17 protein-coding genes are annotated in these 15263 nt (G+C 72.6%); 9 read left to right on the top strand and 8 right to left on the bottom strand.

From position 1 onward, the window contains the following. Positions 1-8: 8 nt before the first annotated feature. From DN051_RS32110 to DN051_RS32125, 4 genes are all read left to right on the top strand, one after another. A complete protein-coding gene (locus DN051_RS32110) occupies positions 9-767 on the top strand; it encodes an SDR family oxidoreductase (protein ID WP_053761499.1) in 759 nt (252 codons plus the stop codon). Between the two features lie 226 nt (positions 768-993). Then, positions 994-2571, top strand: coding sequence for an ABC transporter substrate-binding protein (locus tag DN051_RS32115; RefSeq protein ID WP_053761498.1), 1578 nt, complete (start codon positions 994-996; stop codon positions 2569-2571). Between the two features lie 81 nt (positions 2572-2652). Continuing rightward, on the top strand, positions 2653-3336 hold the full coding sequence (ung, locus tag DN051_RS32120) for a uracil-DNA glycosylase (protein ID WP_053761497.1): 684 nt from the start codon (positions 2653-2655) through the stop codon (positions 3334-3336). A gap of 125 nt (positions 3337-3461) precedes the next feature. Continuing rightward, positions 3462-3980: a tetratricopeptide repeat protein gene (locus DN051_RS32125; protein WP_053761496.1), complete on the top strand. Its 519-nt coding sequence runs from the start codon at positions 3462-3464 to the stop codon at positions 3978-3980. A gap of 40 nt (positions 3981-4020) precedes the next feature. Here DN051_RS32125 and DN051_RS32130 read toward each other — a convergent pair whose 3' ends face one another. The 3 genes from DN051_RS32130 to DN051_RS32140 all read right to left on the bottom strand — a co-directional run bounded on the left by DN051_RS32130 (position 4021) and on the right by DN051_RS32140 (position 5763). Then, complete coding sequence (locus DN051_RS32130) at positions 4021-4488, bottom strand: hypothetical protein (protein WP_234388962.1); 468 nt, start codon at positions 4486-4488, stop codon at positions 4021-4023. A gap of 112 nt (positions 4489-4600) precedes the next feature. Next, a complete protein-coding gene (locus tag DN051_RS32135) occupies positions 4601-5113 on the bottom strand; it encodes a DinB family protein (protein ID WP_053761495.1) in 513 nt (170 codons plus the stop codon). A gap of 41 nt (positions 5114-5154) precedes the next feature. Then, positions 5155-5763 carry a TetR/AcrR family transcriptional regulator gene (locus tag DN051_RS32140; protein WP_053761494.1) on the bottom strand — a complete coding sequence of 203 codons (609 nt, stop codon included), beginning with the start codon at positions 5761-5763 and terminating at the stop codon, positions 5155-5157. A gap of 107 nt (positions 5764-5870) precedes the next feature. Between DN051_RS32140 and DN051_RS32145 the strand changes: the two genes are divergently transcribed. Continuing rightward, positions 5871-7058 (top strand): FAD-dependent monooxygenase, encoded by a 1188-nt coding sequence (locus DN051_RS32145; RefSeq protein WP_112440166.1) that lies wholly within the window; start codon positions 5871-5873, stop codon positions 7056-7058. A 10-nt stretch (positions 7059-7068) separates the two neighbouring features. Then, positions 7069-8001 carry a Gfo/Idh/MocA family protein gene (locus tag DN051_RS32150; RefSeq protein ID WP_112440168.1) on the top strand — a complete coding sequence of 311 codons (933 nt, stop codon included), beginning with the start codon at positions 7069-7071 and terminating at the stop codon, positions 7999-8001. On the opposite strand, the gene lnt is transcribed toward DN051_RS32150, so the two are convergent. Both lnt and DN051_RS32160 read right to left on the bottom strand, forming a co-directional pair. Beyond that, positions 7898-9475, bottom strand: coding sequence for an apolipoprotein N-acyltransferase (gene lnt / locus DN051_RS32155; protein WP_112440170.1), 1578 nt, complete (start codon positions 9473-9475; stop codon positions 7898-7900). The two genes, DN051_RS32150 and lnt, sit on opposite strands and share 104 nt — an antisense overlap. A 67-nt stretch (positions 9476-9542) precedes the next feature. After that, on the bottom strand, positions 9543-10025 hold the full coding sequence (locus DN051_RS32160) for a nuclear transport factor 2 family protein (protein ID WP_053761490.1): 483 nt from the start codon (positions 10023-10025) through the stop codon (positions 9543-9545). 271 nt (positions 10026-10296) lie between these two features. On the opposite strand from DN051_RS32160, the gene DN051_RS32165 reads away from it, so the two are divergent. After that, positions 10297-11037, top strand: coding sequence for an SDR family oxidoreductase (locus tag DN051_RS32165; protein ID WP_053761545.1), 741 nt, complete (start codon positions 10297-10299; stop codon positions 11035-11037). Between the two features lie 28 nt (positions 11038-11065). On the opposite strand, the gene DN051_RS32170 is transcribed toward DN051_RS32165, so the two are convergent. From DN051_RS32170 to DN051_RS32180, 3 genes are all read right to left on the bottom strand, one after another. Beyond that, complete coding sequence (locus DN051_RS32170; RefSeq protein WP_053761489.1) at positions 11066-11635, bottom strand: chloramphenicol phosphotransferase CPT family protein; 570 nt, start codon at positions 11633-11635, stop codon at positions 11066-11068. Between the two features lie 23 nt (positions 11636-11658). Beyond that, positions 11659-11838 (bottom strand): hypothetical protein, encoded by a 180-nt coding sequence (locus tag DN051_RS32175; protein ID WP_079001442.1) that lies wholly within the window; start codon positions 11836-11838, stop codon positions 11659-11661. 77 nt (positions 11839-11915) lie between these two features. Next, positions 11916-12791 carry an undecaprenyl-diphosphate phosphatase gene (locus tag DN051_RS32180; RefSeq protein WP_053761488.1) on the bottom strand — a complete coding sequence of 292 codons (876 nt, stop codon included), beginning with the start codon at positions 12789-12791 and terminating at the stop codon, positions 11916-11918. Positions 12792-13049: 258 nt separating this feature from the next. Between DN051_RS32180 and DN051_RS32185 the strand changes: the two genes are divergently transcribed. Together DN051_RS32185 and DN051_RS32190 are read left to right on the top strand one after the other, a co-directional pair. Further along, the gene (locus tag DN051_RS32185; RefSeq protein ID WP_079001440.1) at positions 13050-14291 is read left to right on the top strand and encodes a Gfo/Idh/MocA family protein; all 1242 of its coding nucleotides are present in this window, start codon (positions 13050-13052) and stop codon (positions 14289-14291) included. Further along, positions 14288-15214 carry a DUF6807 domain-containing protein gene (locus DN051_RS32190; protein ID WP_053761487.1) on the top strand — a complete coding sequence of 309 codons (927 nt, stop codon included), beginning with the start codon at positions 14288-14290 and terminating at the stop codon, positions 15212-15214. The genes DN051_RS32185 and DN051_RS32190 overlap by 4 nt, the downstream gene beginning before the upstream one ends. Positions 15215-15263: the final 49 nt, after the last annotated feature.

Below are 15263 nucleotides of genomic sequence, written 5' to 3' on the forward strand. Positions count from 1 at the left end.
TCTCGGACATGGAACTCCCGGAGCTTTCGGGCAAGGTCGCGCTCGTCACGGGCGCCAGCCGCGGTATCGGCTACGGCGTCGCCGAGGCCCTGGTGGCACGCGGCGACCGCGTCTGCATCACCGGCCGGGGCGAGGAAGCCCTGAAGGAGGCCGCCGAGAAGCTCGGCGCCGACCGCGTCCTCGCCGTCGCCGGCAAGGCCCACGACCTGGACCATCAGGCCGAGGCCGTCGAGCGCACCATGGAGGTCTTCGGCCGGGTCGACTACCTGGTCAACAACGCCGGCACGAACCCGGTGTTCGGGCCGATCGCCGACCTCGACCTCGGGGTGGCGCGCAAGGTGTTCGAGACCAACGTGGTCTCCGCGCTCGGTTTCGCGCAGCGGACCTGGCACGCCTGGCAGAAGGACAACGGCGGCGCGATCGTCAACATCGCCTCCGTGGCGGGCGTCTCCGCCTCGCCCTTCATCGGCGCCTACGGCATCAGCAAGGCCGCGATGATCAACCTGACGCTGCAGCTGGCGCACGAGTTCGCGCCCGGTGTACGGGTCAACGCCATCGCCCCCGCCGTGGTGAAGACCAAGTTCGCCCAGGCCCTGTACGAGGGCCGGGAGGCGGAGGCGGCCGCGGCCTATCCGCTGGGCCGGCTCGGTGTGCCCGCCGACATCGGCGGCGCCGCCGCCTTCCTCACCTCGGACCAGGCCGACTGGATCACCGGACAGACCCTCGTGGTCGACGGCGGCATCTTCCTGAACGCCGGCGTGGGGTGAGCTGATCCGGCCGTACCGACAGGGGCGCCTCCTACCGTCGAAGCTTCGTGTGACGCGAATTTCTTGACGGAAGAGGCGCCCCTGCCCGTGTCCGGACGACACTCTGACCGATGACAACGTCGTCATGAAGATGCTGATCAAGGACCCCGGGAAAGGGCGCTTCAGGGCGTCGAACGTTGCGGTAGGGTCTGCCAACCCTTGGCATGGCGGATCGAGGAGCGTGCGCGTGTTCAACCGGAACCGAGGCCTTCGGCAGGTGGCCGCGATCGCATCGATGGCCATGGTGGCCGGATGCAGTATGTTCTCGGACGGCGATGGCGGTGACGAGGAACCGATCGTCGTCGGGACCACGAGCGCCCCGAGCACGCTGGACCCGGCCGCCTCCTGGGACGGCTCCTGGGAACTGTTCCGGAACGTCTACCAGACGCTCCTGAGTTACCCCAACGGCGCCACCACGCCCCAGCCCGACGCCGCCGACAGCTGCGGCTTCACCGACGCCACCAACCGGACCTACCGCTGCGAACTGCGCGAGGGCCTGACGTTCTCCAACGGCGACGGGATCGACGCACGGGCCGTCAAGCACTCCATCGACCGGATCAGGACCATCGGCGCACCGGGCGGACCGGCCGGTCTGCTGGGCAGCCTCGACCGGGTCCAGGCGCTCGGCGACCGTGAGGTGGTCTTCCACCTGAAGACCGCAGACGCCACGTTCCCGTTCGTGCTCGCCACCCCGGCCATGTCCATCGTCGACCCCGACGACTACCCGGCCGACGCGCTGCGCAAGGACGCCGCCGTCAGCGGGTCCGGGCCGTACACCCTCGCGTCCTACGCCAAGGGGGAGCGGGCCGAACTCGTCCGCAACGAGCGGTACAAGGGCTACGCCGAGCGCCGGAACGGCTCGGTGACCATACGTTACTTCCAGGACTCCGAGGCCATGGTCGGGGCGCTGCGGGACCACAGCGTCGACGTGACCTACCGAGGTCTCGCCGCCGACGACATCGTCGCCCTGGAGGGCGAGGACGCCGACGAGCTGCAGCTGGTCGAGGGCGCGGGCACCGACATCAGCTACCTGGTGTTCAACCCCAAGGACGAATGGGCCGCGAAGCCCGCCGTGCGCAAGGCGATCGCCCAGGTCGTCGACCGGGCGACCATCGCCCACAAGATCTACAAGGACACCGTCGACCCCCTGTACTCGATGGTCCCCAAGGGCCTGACCGGCCACACCACGGGCTTCTTCGACGACTACGGCGACCCCGACGCCGACAAGGCCCGCGCGTACCTCGCCGAGGCCGGCATCACCGAACCCGTGCCGCTCACGCTCTGGTACACCACCGACCGCTACGGATCCGAGACCGCCGTGCTGTTCCGGGAGCTGAAGCGGCAGCTGGAGGCATCGGGCCTGTTCGAGATCACGCTCAAGAGCCGGCCCTGGGCCACCTACGTCGAGGGCTACCAGAAGGGCGAGTACCCGGTGTTCGGCCGGGGCTGGTTCCCCGACTTCCCGGACGCCGACAACTACATCGCGCCCTTCGTCGGTGAGGAGAACGCGCTCGGCACGCCCTACCCGGCGTCCGAGATCACCAAGAAGCTGTTGCCCCGCTCCCGCGAGGAGAGCGACCGCGCCCAGGTGGAGCGCGAGTTCGAGGAGGCCCAGGAGATCCTCGTCGACGACGCGCGGCTGCTGCCGCTGTGGCAGGGCAAGCAGTACGTCGCGGCGAGCGAGGAGATCGCCGGCGGGGAGCGTGCGCTCGACCCGTCGACGATCATGATGGTGTGGGAGCTGTACCGCAAGACGAGCTGGTGAGGCGGCCCGCGGCCCCGGTTGTCAGTGGCCGCCGGTAGGTTCTGTGCCCAGGAAGCGACCGCACACCGTAAGGAAGTTGACGTGACCGACATCGCCATGCTGCCCGAGTCCTGGCGTGGGGTTCTGGGCGACGAACTGCACAGGCCCTACTTCAAGGAGCTGACGGAGTTCGTCGAGGAGGAGCGGGCGAAGGGTCCCGTCTACCCGCCGCGCGAGGAGGTCTTCGCCGCGCTGGACGCCACGCCGTACGAGCAGGTCAAGGTCCTGGTCCTCGGCCAGGACCCGTACCACGGCGAGGGCCAGGGACACGGCCTGTGCTTCTCCGTGCGTCCCGGTGTGCGGACCCCGCCCTCCCTGCGCAACATCTACAAGGAGATGGAGCAGGAACTCGGTCTGCCGATCCCGGACAACGGCTATCTGATGCCGTGGGCCCGGCAGGGCGTGCTGCTGCTCAACGCGGTGCTCACGGTGCGGGCCGGCGAGGCCAACTCGCACAAGGGCAAGGGCTGGGAGAAGTTCACGGACGCGGTGATCCGCGCGGTGGCCGACCGCCCCGACCCGGCGGTCTTCGTGCTCTGGGGGAACTACGCGCAGAAGAAGCTCCCGCTGATCGACGAGACCCGCCACGTGGTGGTGAAGGGCGCGCACCCCTCGCCGCTGTCGGCGAAGAAGTTCTTCGGCTCCCGCCCCTTCACCCAGATCGACGAGGCGATCGCCGGGCAGGGGCACGAGCCGATCGACTGGCGCATCCCGAACCTGGGCTGACCCGGACCGGCCCGCGCGTCCCCGATGGGCCGGCCCCGCCGGGTCGGCCCCGCCTCGCCGGGATTGTCCGGGGCTGCGGTTAGCGTCGGCAGTGATCGGACGAACGGTGAGGGCCGGGAGGCGCGGTGGCTGAGCGACAGGAACAGGCGGCGCCGGATGCCGTGATGACACGGATCGGGCAGGTCGTCATGCTGCACCACGCGGGTGACCGCGAGGAGGCCCGGCGGCGCTTCCTGAACCTGTGGGCGGAGATCGGCGAGGACGGGGACCCGCTGCACCGCTGCACCCTGGCGCACTACATGGCCGACGCGCAGGACGACCCCGCCGACGAACTGGCCTGGGACCTGAGGGCGTTGACGGCCGCCCGGGAGCTCACGGACAACCGGCTCACCGCGCCCGAGGGCGCCCTCGCCGCCCGTTCCTTCTACCCCTCCCTGCACCTCAACCTGGCCGCCGACTACGTCAAGCTCGGCCGCTCGGAGGACGCGCGTACCCATCTGCACCGGGCCCGCGGCGCGGCCGGCGCCCTGGCCGACGACAGTTACGGCGCGGGCGTGAGGGCGGCGATCGGGCGGCTGGAGTCGCGGCTGGGGGAGGGCGGAGCGGCCGACGGCGCGTGGGGGCCGCCCAGACAGCGGCCGTGACGGACGGCGCCCGCCCGGGCCGCGGGCCCGGCGTGCGCGGTCAACGGCGGTACGTCCGCTCGCAGATCACCGCCTGGGGGCTGTCCGATCGCCAGCCGCCGTAGTCCCTGCCGAGTGCGCACACATCGGTGGTCTCGCGCAGGGCGCCGGACGTGTCCGGGACCCGGGCGGACGGGGACCGCGCCGGCTGCGAGGGCTCGCGCGGCACGCGCGGCTCGGCCTCCTTCGGCGGTGCCGGGACGGTCGTACGGCCGGGCTCCGAGGAGGTCACGGGTGCCGTGGGCGCCGTCGGCCGGGGATGCCGGGACGGTCCGATCCGTTCCAGCGCCTCGCGGGCCGGCGCCTGCACGATCTGCGGCTGGGTCCGGCCGTCCGGGCGGGTGGCCGGAGACTGGGTCTGCGGGCCGGCCGGGCCGGGCGCGGCCGGGCGGTGCACGGTCGTGCAGCCGGCCAGGGCCGAAGCGGCCATGGTGACCAGGAGCGTCGCGGTCGTCGTCGTTCGATGCACCCGCGCAACTCTGCTGCTTGCGGCCGGTCCGGGCCGGATGGACAAGCCCAGGTTGCTCCGGACGGGTGATCCCGGCGCCCGTGCGAGGGGTGCGGGCTCGCCGAGGGTGACGTCAGTCGCCGGTCGCGCCGTCGATGCGCTCGCGGAGGATGTCCGCGTGGCCGTTGTGGCGGGCGTACTCCTCGATCATGTGCGTGTAGATCCAGCGCAGGTTGAACGGTTCGCCGGTGTACCGGCTGCGGCCCTTGGACAGATCGTCCAGCGCGAAGCCGGACGCGTTGTGCCGGGCGAAGCCGATCTCGGCCTGCCAGGTGGCGTACGCCTCCTGCCAGGTGTCCGCGTCGGTGAGATGGAACTCCCCGTCGCGGTCCTCCTCGGTGCAGTAGATCGGCCCGGGGTCGTCGCCGACCAGCACCTTGCGGAACCAGCCCCGCTCCACCTCGGCCATGTGCCGCACCAGCCCCATCAGGGACAGCTCGGACGGCTCCGCGGACGCGGTCCTGAGCTGGGCGTCGCTCAATCCCTCGCACTTCCACGCCAGGGTCTGCCGGTGGTAGTCCAGCCAGCCCTCCAGCATGGTGCGTTCGTCGGCGTTCTGGGCCGGCTCGCGGCGTTCGGTCGTCATCCGCGCATCGTGGCGCAACGGGGCCGAAACCGCCAGGAGTTTCACCGGCGCAGCGGTGCGGCCGTGCCGAGCATCCCGGCGAGCAGTTCCCGCAGACCCGTGCGCACCTCGTCCAGGGTCGGCACCCGTTGGCTGAAGGACCCGGCGACGCAGCTGAACATGAGTCCGTCCGCCCAGGCCACCAGGGACAGGGCGTGCCGTGCGGGATCGGTGGAGCCCAGCGCCGCGACGAGCGCGGTGAGCCGGTCGCCGTAGCGGGCGCCGATGGCGTCGTAGTAGGCCCGCAGTTCGGGGCGGCGGGTGGCCTCCAGGGCGAGTTCGTAGCGTGCGACGAGCAGTTCCCGGTTGCGGGTCAGGGAGCGGTGGACGGCCAGGGCCAGCCCGTCCACCAGTGCGTCGGGTCCGCCGTCCGGATCCGGCGTCTCGTGCAGCGCGAGCACGCGTGCCTCCCGCTCGGCGTGCCTGCGCACCGCGAGTTCCAGCAGTGCCTGCCGGGTGCGGGCCACGTTCGAGGTGGAGCCCGGCGGGAGCACGGCGGCCTCGTCCACGGCGCGGTGGGTCAGACCGCGCATACCGCGTTCGGCGAGCAGGGCGAGGGCCGTGTCGGCGACGACTTCGGCGCGCGACGCGCCCGTGCTGTGTGCGGGCATGGGATCAACCTACCTCGGCGACTACGCCTGTAGTACAGTCGGCGACATCGACACTACGGATGTAGTGAAGGTGAGCGCGGCACACCCCTGAGCCACGAGGAGCAGCCATGACACAGTCGTCGAAGCCGCGCCGAGCCGTGGTCGTCGGCGGCGGCATCGGCGGGCTGACCGCCGCCGTCGCCCTGCACCAGGTCGGCCGGCAGGTCACCGTGCTGGAACGCGCCCCTTCGTCGGCACCGGTGGGCTCCGCCCTCTCACTCGCCCCCAACTCCCTGCGGGCGCTGGACGTGATCGGCGTCGGCGACGAGATCCGCCACCTCGCCGCGTGGCAGGGACCCGGAGGGCTGCGCACCCCCGGCGGGCGCCGGCTGTCGCGGTCCGACGCCGCCGCGGCAACCGAGCGCTTCGGCGAACCGCTGGTCCTGCTGCACCGCGCCACACTGGTCGACGCCCTCACCGCCCGGCTCCCGAGGGGCGCCGTCCTCACGAACGCCCCGGCCGCCCTGGTCGACCCCGGCGGCACCGACCGGCCCGCCCGTGTCACCACCCCCGACGGCGAACTGACCGCCGACCTGGTCGTGGCCGCCGACGGCATCCACTCCGGGATACGCCGGACGCTCTTCCCGGCGCACCCCGGACCCGTCCACGCCGGCTTCACCACCTGGCGCGTGGTCGTCCCGTTGCCCGGCGTCGAGTTCGCCTCGCACGAGACCTGGGGCCGCGGCCGGATCTGGGGCACGCACCCCCTCAAGGACGGGCGGGTCTACGCGTACGCCGCCGCCGTCGCGCCCGCAGGGCTGCACGCGCCCGACGACGAGCGGGCCGAACTCCTGCGCCTGTTCGGCGACTGGCACGAGCCCATCCCCGCCGTGCTCGCCGCCGTCCGCCCCGAGGACGTCCTGCGCCACGACGTCCACCATCTCGCCCGGCCGCTGCCGGCGTACCACCGCGGCCGGGTCGCCCTGGTCGGCGACGCCGCCCACGCCATGCCGCCGAACCTCGGCCAGGGCGGCAACCAGGCCGTCGAGGACGCGATCGTGCTCGCCTGGCACAGCGACGACCTCGCCGCCTACACCGCCGCCCGCCTGCCCCGGACGACCGCCGTCGCCCGCCAGGCCGTCAGGGTCGCCCGGCTGAACATGATGAGCAACCGCGCGGGCATCGCCGTGCGCAACGCCGCGATGGCCGCCCTGTCGAAGGCGGGACCCGCGCTGTTCCTGCGCAGCTTCGACGGCATCGCCGACTGGCGGCCCCCGCAGCGGCCGTATGCTTCCGTCGGAACAGGCAAGCGGTGAAGGAGCCCAGGTGAAGGTCGGCTGCATCGGACTCGGTGACATAGCGCAGAAGGCGTATCTGCCGGTGCTCGGTGCCCAGCCCGGCATCGAACTGCATCTGCAGACCAGGACGCCGGCCACCCTCACGCGGGTCGCCGACGCCCTCCACCTGCCGGCCGCCCGGCGGCACACCACCCTGGACGACCTCCTGGCCGCGGGCCTCGACGCCGCCTTCGTGCACGCGCCGACCACCGCGCACCCCGAGATCGTCGCCCGACTGATCGAGGCGGGTGTGCCGACGTACGTCGACAAGCCGCTGGCCTACGACCTCGCCGACTCCGAGCGGCTGGTGGCGCTGGCCGAGGAGCGCGGCGTCGGCCTCGCCGTCGGCTTCAACCGGCGGCACGCACCGGCCTACGCGCAGTGCGCCGAGCATCCGCGCGACCTCGTGGTCATGCAGAAGAACCGGGTGGGGCTCCCGGAGGAGCCGCGCACGATGATCCTCGACGACTTCATCCACGTCGTCGACACACTGCGCTTCCTGGTGCCGGGCGACATCGACGACGTGACCGTGCGGGCCCGCGTCCGCGACGGGCTGCTGCACCACGTGGTGCTGCAACTGGCCGGGGACGGATTCACCGCGCTCGGTGTGATGAACCGGCTCAGCGGCTCCAACGAGGAGATCCTCGAGGTGTCCGGGCAGGACAGCAAGCGGCAGGTGCTCAACCTCGCCGAGGTGATCGACCACAAGGGCCAGCCCACGGTGCGACGGCGCGGCGACTGGGTGCCGGTGGCCCGGCAGCGCGGTATCGAGCAGGCGGTGCTGGGCTTCCTCGACGCGGTGCGGGCCGGCCGGCCGCTCAGCGCCCGGGACGCGCTGGCGACCCACGAGTTGTGCGAGCGGGTGGTACTGGCCGTCCTGGAGCGTTCCGCGGTCGCCGGGTCACCCGCGTCCCTTCGCTGACGGCGAAGGCCGCCAGCACCAGCAGCGCCCCGTACACCGGCCAGTCGCCGAAGCGGACGTACGGGGTGACGCCGTCGGCCAGCGGGACCTCGTAGACCCGTGCCGTACTGGCGTCGGTGCCGATCCAGTCGCCGATCCGCTGTCCCTGCGGCCCGTGGACCGCGGAGACACCGGTCAGTGTCGCGTGCACCATGGAGCGCCCGGACTCGGCGGCGCGCAGCGCGGCCAGCGAGGCGTGCTGGGCCGGTGCCCAGCTCCGCTGGAACGTGGACGTCGCGGACTGGGCGACGAGCAGGTCGGCACCGTCCCTCGCGAGGTGGCCGCTCATGTCGGGGAACGCCGACTCGAAGCACACCATCGGCCCGATCCGCAGCCCGTCACCGGCGTCCATCACCACCTGCGCGGTGCCGCGCCTGCGGTCCTCGCCCGCCGCCTCGCCGACGGACGTCGCCCAGCCGAGCAGCGACCGGGCGGGTATGTACTCGCCGAAGGGGACCAGCCGCATCTTGTCGTAGCGCTCGCCGATCAGGCCCTCGGGGCCGGTCAGGACCGAGCTCTTGTAGATGCCGGGCCGGTCCGAGCGCCGCGCGTCCACGTTGACCAGGATCGGCGCCTGCGTCTCGCGCGACAGTGCGGTGATGCGTCGTGCCAGGTCGGGGCGGTCGCCCAGGTCGTACCCGACGCTGCTCTCGCCCCAGACGATCAGGTCGACGTCCTGCCCGGCGAGCTGCCGGGTCAGCCGCTCCTCGCGGTCGAACCGCCGGTCGGCGCTGCCGGTGCCGTCGTCGACGATCCCGGGCTGGACGATTGCCACCCGCGCGTGGCTCTGCACCTCGGGGCGCGGCGACCACGTCCAGGCCGCCGAGCCGGCCGCCGCGGTCGCGACCAGCCCCGCCACCGCGGGTACCCGTGCCTCGCGCACCGCGACGAGGACGGCGACGGCGACGTTGACCAGCACCAGCAGGAAGCTGAGCAGCCACACCCCGCCCAGCGACGCCAGCCGCAGCGCGGGCGCCACCTGCCACTGGCTGGCTCCGAGCATGCCCCAGGGACCGCCGAGCCCCTGCCAGGAGCGGACCAGCTCCACCGCCAGCCAGCCCGCGGGCAGGACCAGCAGCGCGGCCGTGATCCGGCCCGCCGAGGGTGTGCCGGCCAGGAAGCGGCGCACGAGCCACCCCCAGGGCGCCCACAGCGCCCCGAGCAGTGCCGCTATCACGAACGTGAACACGTGCAGGTTCGGCAGCAGCCAGTGGTGCACCGCCAACACGAACCCGAACCCGCCGCACCAGCCGTCGTACAGCGCCCGCCGGCCGGTCGGCGCGGCGCGGGCGAGCAGGATCCAGGGGACCAGGCCGACCAGGGCGAACCACCACAGCGACGGCGCGGGGAAGGCCGCCATGGGCAGCGCGCCCGCCACCACGGCGAGCACCGATCGCCGCCACGGAGAGGCGAGCCATCGGCCCGGCATCGTCATACGGCGCCTCCCTACCCCGTGCGTCCAGTGTCGCGCTGAAGACGATCTCGGTACAGGGGGCGTCGGCTCATTCGGCCTGCGGGGAGGCCCCGGCTCCGTCCGGCAGCCGCCGCCACTTCTCGCGGACGACCACGTCACGCAGCCGCCAGCCGTCGTCCGTGCGCAGCAGCCCGAAGGAGTACCGGCCGCCGCACACGAAGTCGGGCGCCGCCGAGCCGTCACCGGCGAAGCGCATCGGATTGACGTAGTCGGCCTGGACCCGTGCGGTGTCCCCGGTGTCCCGCTCCAGCACCTCGAAACGCACCCGGCGGTTGACGATCAGATGCTGCCTCATGGAGAACAGCCGCAGGCTCTCCGCGAGCCACTCGGCGACGGCACCGGCATCCCCCTCGATACCGCCTGCGGACCGGTAGTCCGCCCGTCCGTCGGGGGTGAACAGATTCCGATACGCCTCCCAGTCGCCGTCGTCCACTGCCACGGCGTATTCGGTGATCAGTCCGTCGACGGCGAGCCGGTCCATCACGGCGGCGAGCTCCACGCGCTGCGTCATCGGCTCAGTGTTGGGCACGGGGGGTGCCGAGCCAAGAGGGCGTGCCGGGATATCCGCGGGTCCGCGCGGGCTTCATGGCGGGTTCGCGACATCTTGCCCGGACGTTCCGGATCCGCTCCGGGCGCGGCGGCCCCTGATCGCGGACCGCGGGAGGGGGCGTCGGCCGCGCCCGGCCGGGGTGACCGCGCGCGTTCCTCTCCGCGCGACGCCGCGGCCGGCGGCGGGCGGTACGCTGATCGACTTCCCGACCCGGCAGCGCCAGGAGGCAGGCATGACACGTCCCGTCACCGTCGTCACGGGCGGCAGCCGAGGCATCGGCGCCGCGACCTGTCTGCGGCTCGCGGCGGACGGGCACGACCTGGCGGTGGGGTACGTCCAGGACTCCGCCGCCGCCGATTCCGTCGCGGACGCGATCCGCGGTGCCGGGGCCCGCTGTGTGACCGTACGGGTGGACACCTCCGTCGAGGCCGACGTGGAGCGGCTGTTCGAGGTCGCCGAGCGGCAGCTCGGGGCCGTGACCGGGCTGGTGAACAACGCGGGAGTGACCGGCCCCCTGGGGCCGCTCGCGGACACGGATCCCGCCGAGCTGCGCCGGGTCGTGGACGTCAACCTGCTCGGCACGCTGCTGTGTTCACGCCGGGCCGCTCAGCTCATGTGCCCGCGCGGCAGCGGCGTGATCGTGAACGTGTCGTCGGCCGCCGCGACACTGGGCAGCCCCGGCGAGTACGTCCACTACGCGGCGGCCAAGGCCGCGGTCGACGCCCTGACGCTGGGCCTGGCCAAGGAGCTCGGCCCGGACGGGATCCGGGTGAACGCGGTCGCGCCCGGAGTGATCGACACCGAGATCCACGCCAGGATGGGCGCCCCGGACCGCGCCCGGCGGGCGGCGACCACGATTCCACTGCGCCGCCCCGGCAGAGCGGAGGAGATCGCCGCCGCCGTCGCCTGGCTGATGTCACCGGACGCGTCGTACGCGACCGGCGCGGTACTGCGGGTGTCGGGCGGCCGCTGACAGCGCCGCCCGGCACCCCGCGGCGGCGTCAGATCCTCGCGCGCAGCCGCTGGAAGGCGGTCGGCGTGGGTCTCGCGGGCAGGAAGTCCTTGATCTGCCGGGCGCATTCGTGTGCGTCCCGGACGCCGGTGTCGCACTCGATGTCGTAGACGCCGTGGGCGTGCACCTGCCGCACCTGCCGTGCGGCGAGACCCGCGGGCCGGTCGCCGCGCGCCCGCTCCCGGCGCTCCAGTTCGTCGACGGCGCAGTGCACGCCGACGAACACGACGTCCTCCGGCACCAGCAGGGACAGGCAGTCCTCGAGCCGCCACTCCGCGCTCAGGACGTGGTCCACCACGACGTTGTTGCCCGCCGCGGCCATGCCCGCGACGGCCCGGTGGTAGCCCCGCCAGGTCCGGTGCAGGACGGCGTCCAGCCGGTCCGGGGGGACCGGAGTGCCGGAGCGCATCGCGTGGAAGGCGTCGACCGGCATGTGAAAGTACGGCTCGTCGAGCATGCGCAGCAGCTCCGCCGCGATGCTCGACTTGCCCGAACTGGACGTGCCGTTGAGGAAGACGACCAGGCCGCGGCGGGGCGGCGCGTCGGTCAGGTGCTCCACGGTGCGGATCCTGCGCCGGTGCCTCAGGCGGCCTTGATGATCCCGCCGCGGATCGCGGCGGCCCACTCGACCACCAGCAGTTCGTACTCCGCTCGCTCCTGAGCCGACAGCGTGGCGCCCGCGCGCATCCACAGCGCACGGATCTTCTCGTTCACCTCGGCGGCGGAACGCACGGAACCAGGGGTCACGGAGTCAGGGGACATGCAGGCCAGCCTAGGGGCAAGCACTGACCCTGCGCTACCGGGCGGCTACGCGACCCGTATGTGGTTGGTCACCCCGGTCAGTGGGACGACTCCGCCGCGTGGGGACTGAGCACACCCATGGACACGAGCACGATGATGACGATGCCGAGGGCTATGCGGTACCAGACGAAGGGCATGAAGCTCTTGGTGGAGATGAACTTCATGAACCAGGCGATGACCGCGTAACCGGTGACGAAGGCGATCACCGTGGCGAAGGCCGTCGGCCCCCACGACACATGGCCGGATCCCATCGCGTCGTTCAGCTCGAACAGACCCGAGGCGAGCACCGCGGGAATGGCGAGCAGGAACGAGTAGCGGGCCGCGGCCTCGCGCCGGTAGCCCATGAAGAGGCCGCCGCTGATGGTGGCCCCCGAGCGGGAGACACCCGGGATCAGTGCCATGGCCTGGCAGAAGCCGAAGATCAGGCCGTCGCGGACGCCGAGGTCCTTGAGCTCCTTGCGCCGGATCGGCGCGCGGTGCCGGCCGCCCTTCTCGTCGCGGGCCGCCATCCGGTCGGCGATGCCGATGATCACGCCGACCACGATCAGCATCGTCGCGGTGATCCGCAGATCACGGAACGGGCCCTCGATCTGGTCCTTGAGCGTCACGCCCAGCAGACCGATCGGGATCGAGCCGACGATCACCAGCCAGCCCATCTGGGCGTCGTGGTCGGACCGCCACGCCTTGTCGTAGAGCGAGCGGACCCAGGCGGCGGTGATCCGGCCGATGTCCTTGCGGAAGTAGATCAGCACGGCCGCCTCGGTGCCGATCTGTGTGATCGCCGTGAAGGCGGCGCCCGGGTCCTCCCAACCGGAGAAGGCCGCGGTCAGGCGCAGGTGCGCGCTGGAGGACACGGGAAGGAACTCGGTCAGCCCCTGGACGAGTCCGAGGATGAGTGATTCGAACCAAGACATGAAGTTTCGGAGTCCAAGTGCCGGTCGTAAAACGGACGACGGACACACCAAGCCCCCGCGCGCGGTGATCAGGTGTGTTGAGGGGCAGCGTAGCGCCCCTGGGAACCGGGCCCGACACAGGGGTTTGCCCGGACCTCCACGGTGATCGGCCCAGGGTGTTGACCGAGTTCGGCACCGGGCCTACGTTGCCTGCGGGGAAAGCGCTTGCCATGTGCTCGTCACGCACCCGGGAGCCCCGAAGGAGTGCTGATCAGGTCGATGTCCGCACCCGCGACACCGGAGAAGCCCGTGCCACCGGAGACGCCCGGGACCTCCTCCTCGGACCGTCCCCGGGGCTCGCGGTCGCCCGCCGCCCGGCTCCTCGGCCGTCCCGTGCGGACCGCCGTCGTCGGCACCGGCGCCATCGCCCGGGGCGCCACGCTGCCCGCGCTGGCCGCACTCGCCGAGGAGGGCGAGACCGAGGTGGTGGCGGCGGTCGACGTCGACGGCGCGGCGGTCCGGGCGTTCTGCGCGGCCGGCGGGATCCCGCACGCGTACACCGACCTGGCGACGATGCTGCGCGAGCAGCGCCCCGACCTCGTCGCGATCTGCACACCGCCCACGCTGCACCGCGAGCAGAGCGTCGCCGCGCTGCGCGCCGGGGCGTGGGTGTGGTGCGAGAAGCCGCCGGTACCCACGCTCGCCGACTTCGACGCGGTCGAGGCGGCCGAGGGGCCGGCGGGCGGCCCGTACGCCGCCGTCGTCTTCCAGCACCGGTTCGGCTCGGGGGCGCGGCATGTGCGCCGACTGCTCGCCGAACGGGCCCTGGGCAGGCCGCTGGTGGCGCACTGCCAGACCACCTGGTACCGCGACGCCGCCTACTACGCCGTGCCCTGGCGCGGCCGTTGGCGCACCGAGGGCGGGGGTCCCGCCATGGGGCACGGCATCCACCAGATGGATCTGCTGCTCGATCTGCTGGGGCCGTGGAGCGAGGTGCGCGCGATGACCGGACGGCTGGTGCACGACGTGGAGACCGAGGACGTCTCCACGGCCCTGGTCCGCTTCGCCGACGGTGCGATGGCGACGGTGGTGAACAGCGTCCTCAGCCCGGCCGAGGTGAGCCGGATCCGTATCGACTGCGCACGGGCCACCGTCGAACTCACACACCTCTACGGGCACGCCAACGCCGACTGGCGCATCACCCCCGCTCCGGACGTGCCGGCGTCGGAGGCCGCGGCCTGGCGGGACTTCGGTGCCGATGTGCCCAGTTCGCACGTGGCGCAGCTGCGTGAGCTGGTGGCGAGCATGCGCGCGGGCGAACGGCCGCGCAGCAGCGGGCGGGACGGCCGCAAGAGTCTGGAACTGGTCACCGCGCTGTACAAGTCGGCGTTCACCGACACCACGGTGCGGCGCGGCGACATCCGCCCCGGCGACCCCTACTACACCGCCCTGCACGGCGGGGCCCCCGGCTGGGCGCCGCTCGCTCCCGGATCCGTTCCGAGCCAGGAGGCGTCCGCGTGACCGGCCTGCGGATCGTCCACGCGCACGGCGACCGGATCACGGTCACCGAGACCGCCACCGGCATCGACCTCTTCAGCTACGTCTACCGGCCCGAGTCGGCCTGGGAGGCCCCGAAGCCGTATCTGCATCCGGTGCGCACCCTGGCGGGCGCCGTCGTCACCGACTACCGGCCCAACGACCACCGATGGCACAAGGGCCTCCAGATGACCGCCTCCCACCTCTGCGGGCAGAACCTGTGGGGCGGCAACACCTATGTGCACGGCGAGGGGTATCTCGCGCTTCCGGAGCGCGTCGGGTCGATGGCGCACGAGGGTTTCGACGGCATCGCCTCGGACGGCTCCCGCGCCGTGATCGCCGAGCGGCTCACCTGGCGCCCGTACTCCGGTGAGCGGTGGGCCGACGAGGTGCGCCGGATCGAGGTGCACGACGCCGACCCGGCCGCGGGCTCGTGGGCGCTGACCTGGAGGAGCGCCGTCACCAACCGGCGTGACGAACCGCTGCTGTTCGGCAGCCCGACCACCGCCGGCCGCGAGATGGCCGGCTACACCGGGCTGTTCTGGCGCGGACCGAGGTCCTTCCGGGGCGGCCGTGTCCTCGGACCCGACGGCGCGGGGCCCTCGCTGATGGGTGAACAGGCCGCCTGGCTGGCGTACTCGGGGGAGCACGACGGACTCGACGGGCACGCGACGCTGGTCTTCGCGCACGCCCCGGAGAACGACCACACCGGAGCCGGGGGAACCCACCCCGCCCACTGGTTCGTCCGCAACGAACCGTTCGCCGCCGTCGCCCCCTCCTGGGCCTTCCACGACGAGCTGGAACTGGCGCCCGGCGCCACGCTGACCCGTCGCTATCGGGTCGTCGTCGCGGACGGAGCCCTGGAGCGGGAGGAGATCGCCGAGTACCTGGCGAGGCACCCGTGGTGAGCGGCGCCGCGCCCGCGGAACCTCCCGAGCGGTTCACCGGCCGCCCCGG

It is taken from the genome of Streptomyces cadmiisoli, assembly GCF_003261055.1.
Lineage (GTDB): Bacteria > Actinomycetota > Actinomycetes > Streptomycetales > Streptomycetaceae > Streptomyces > Streptomyces cadmiisoli.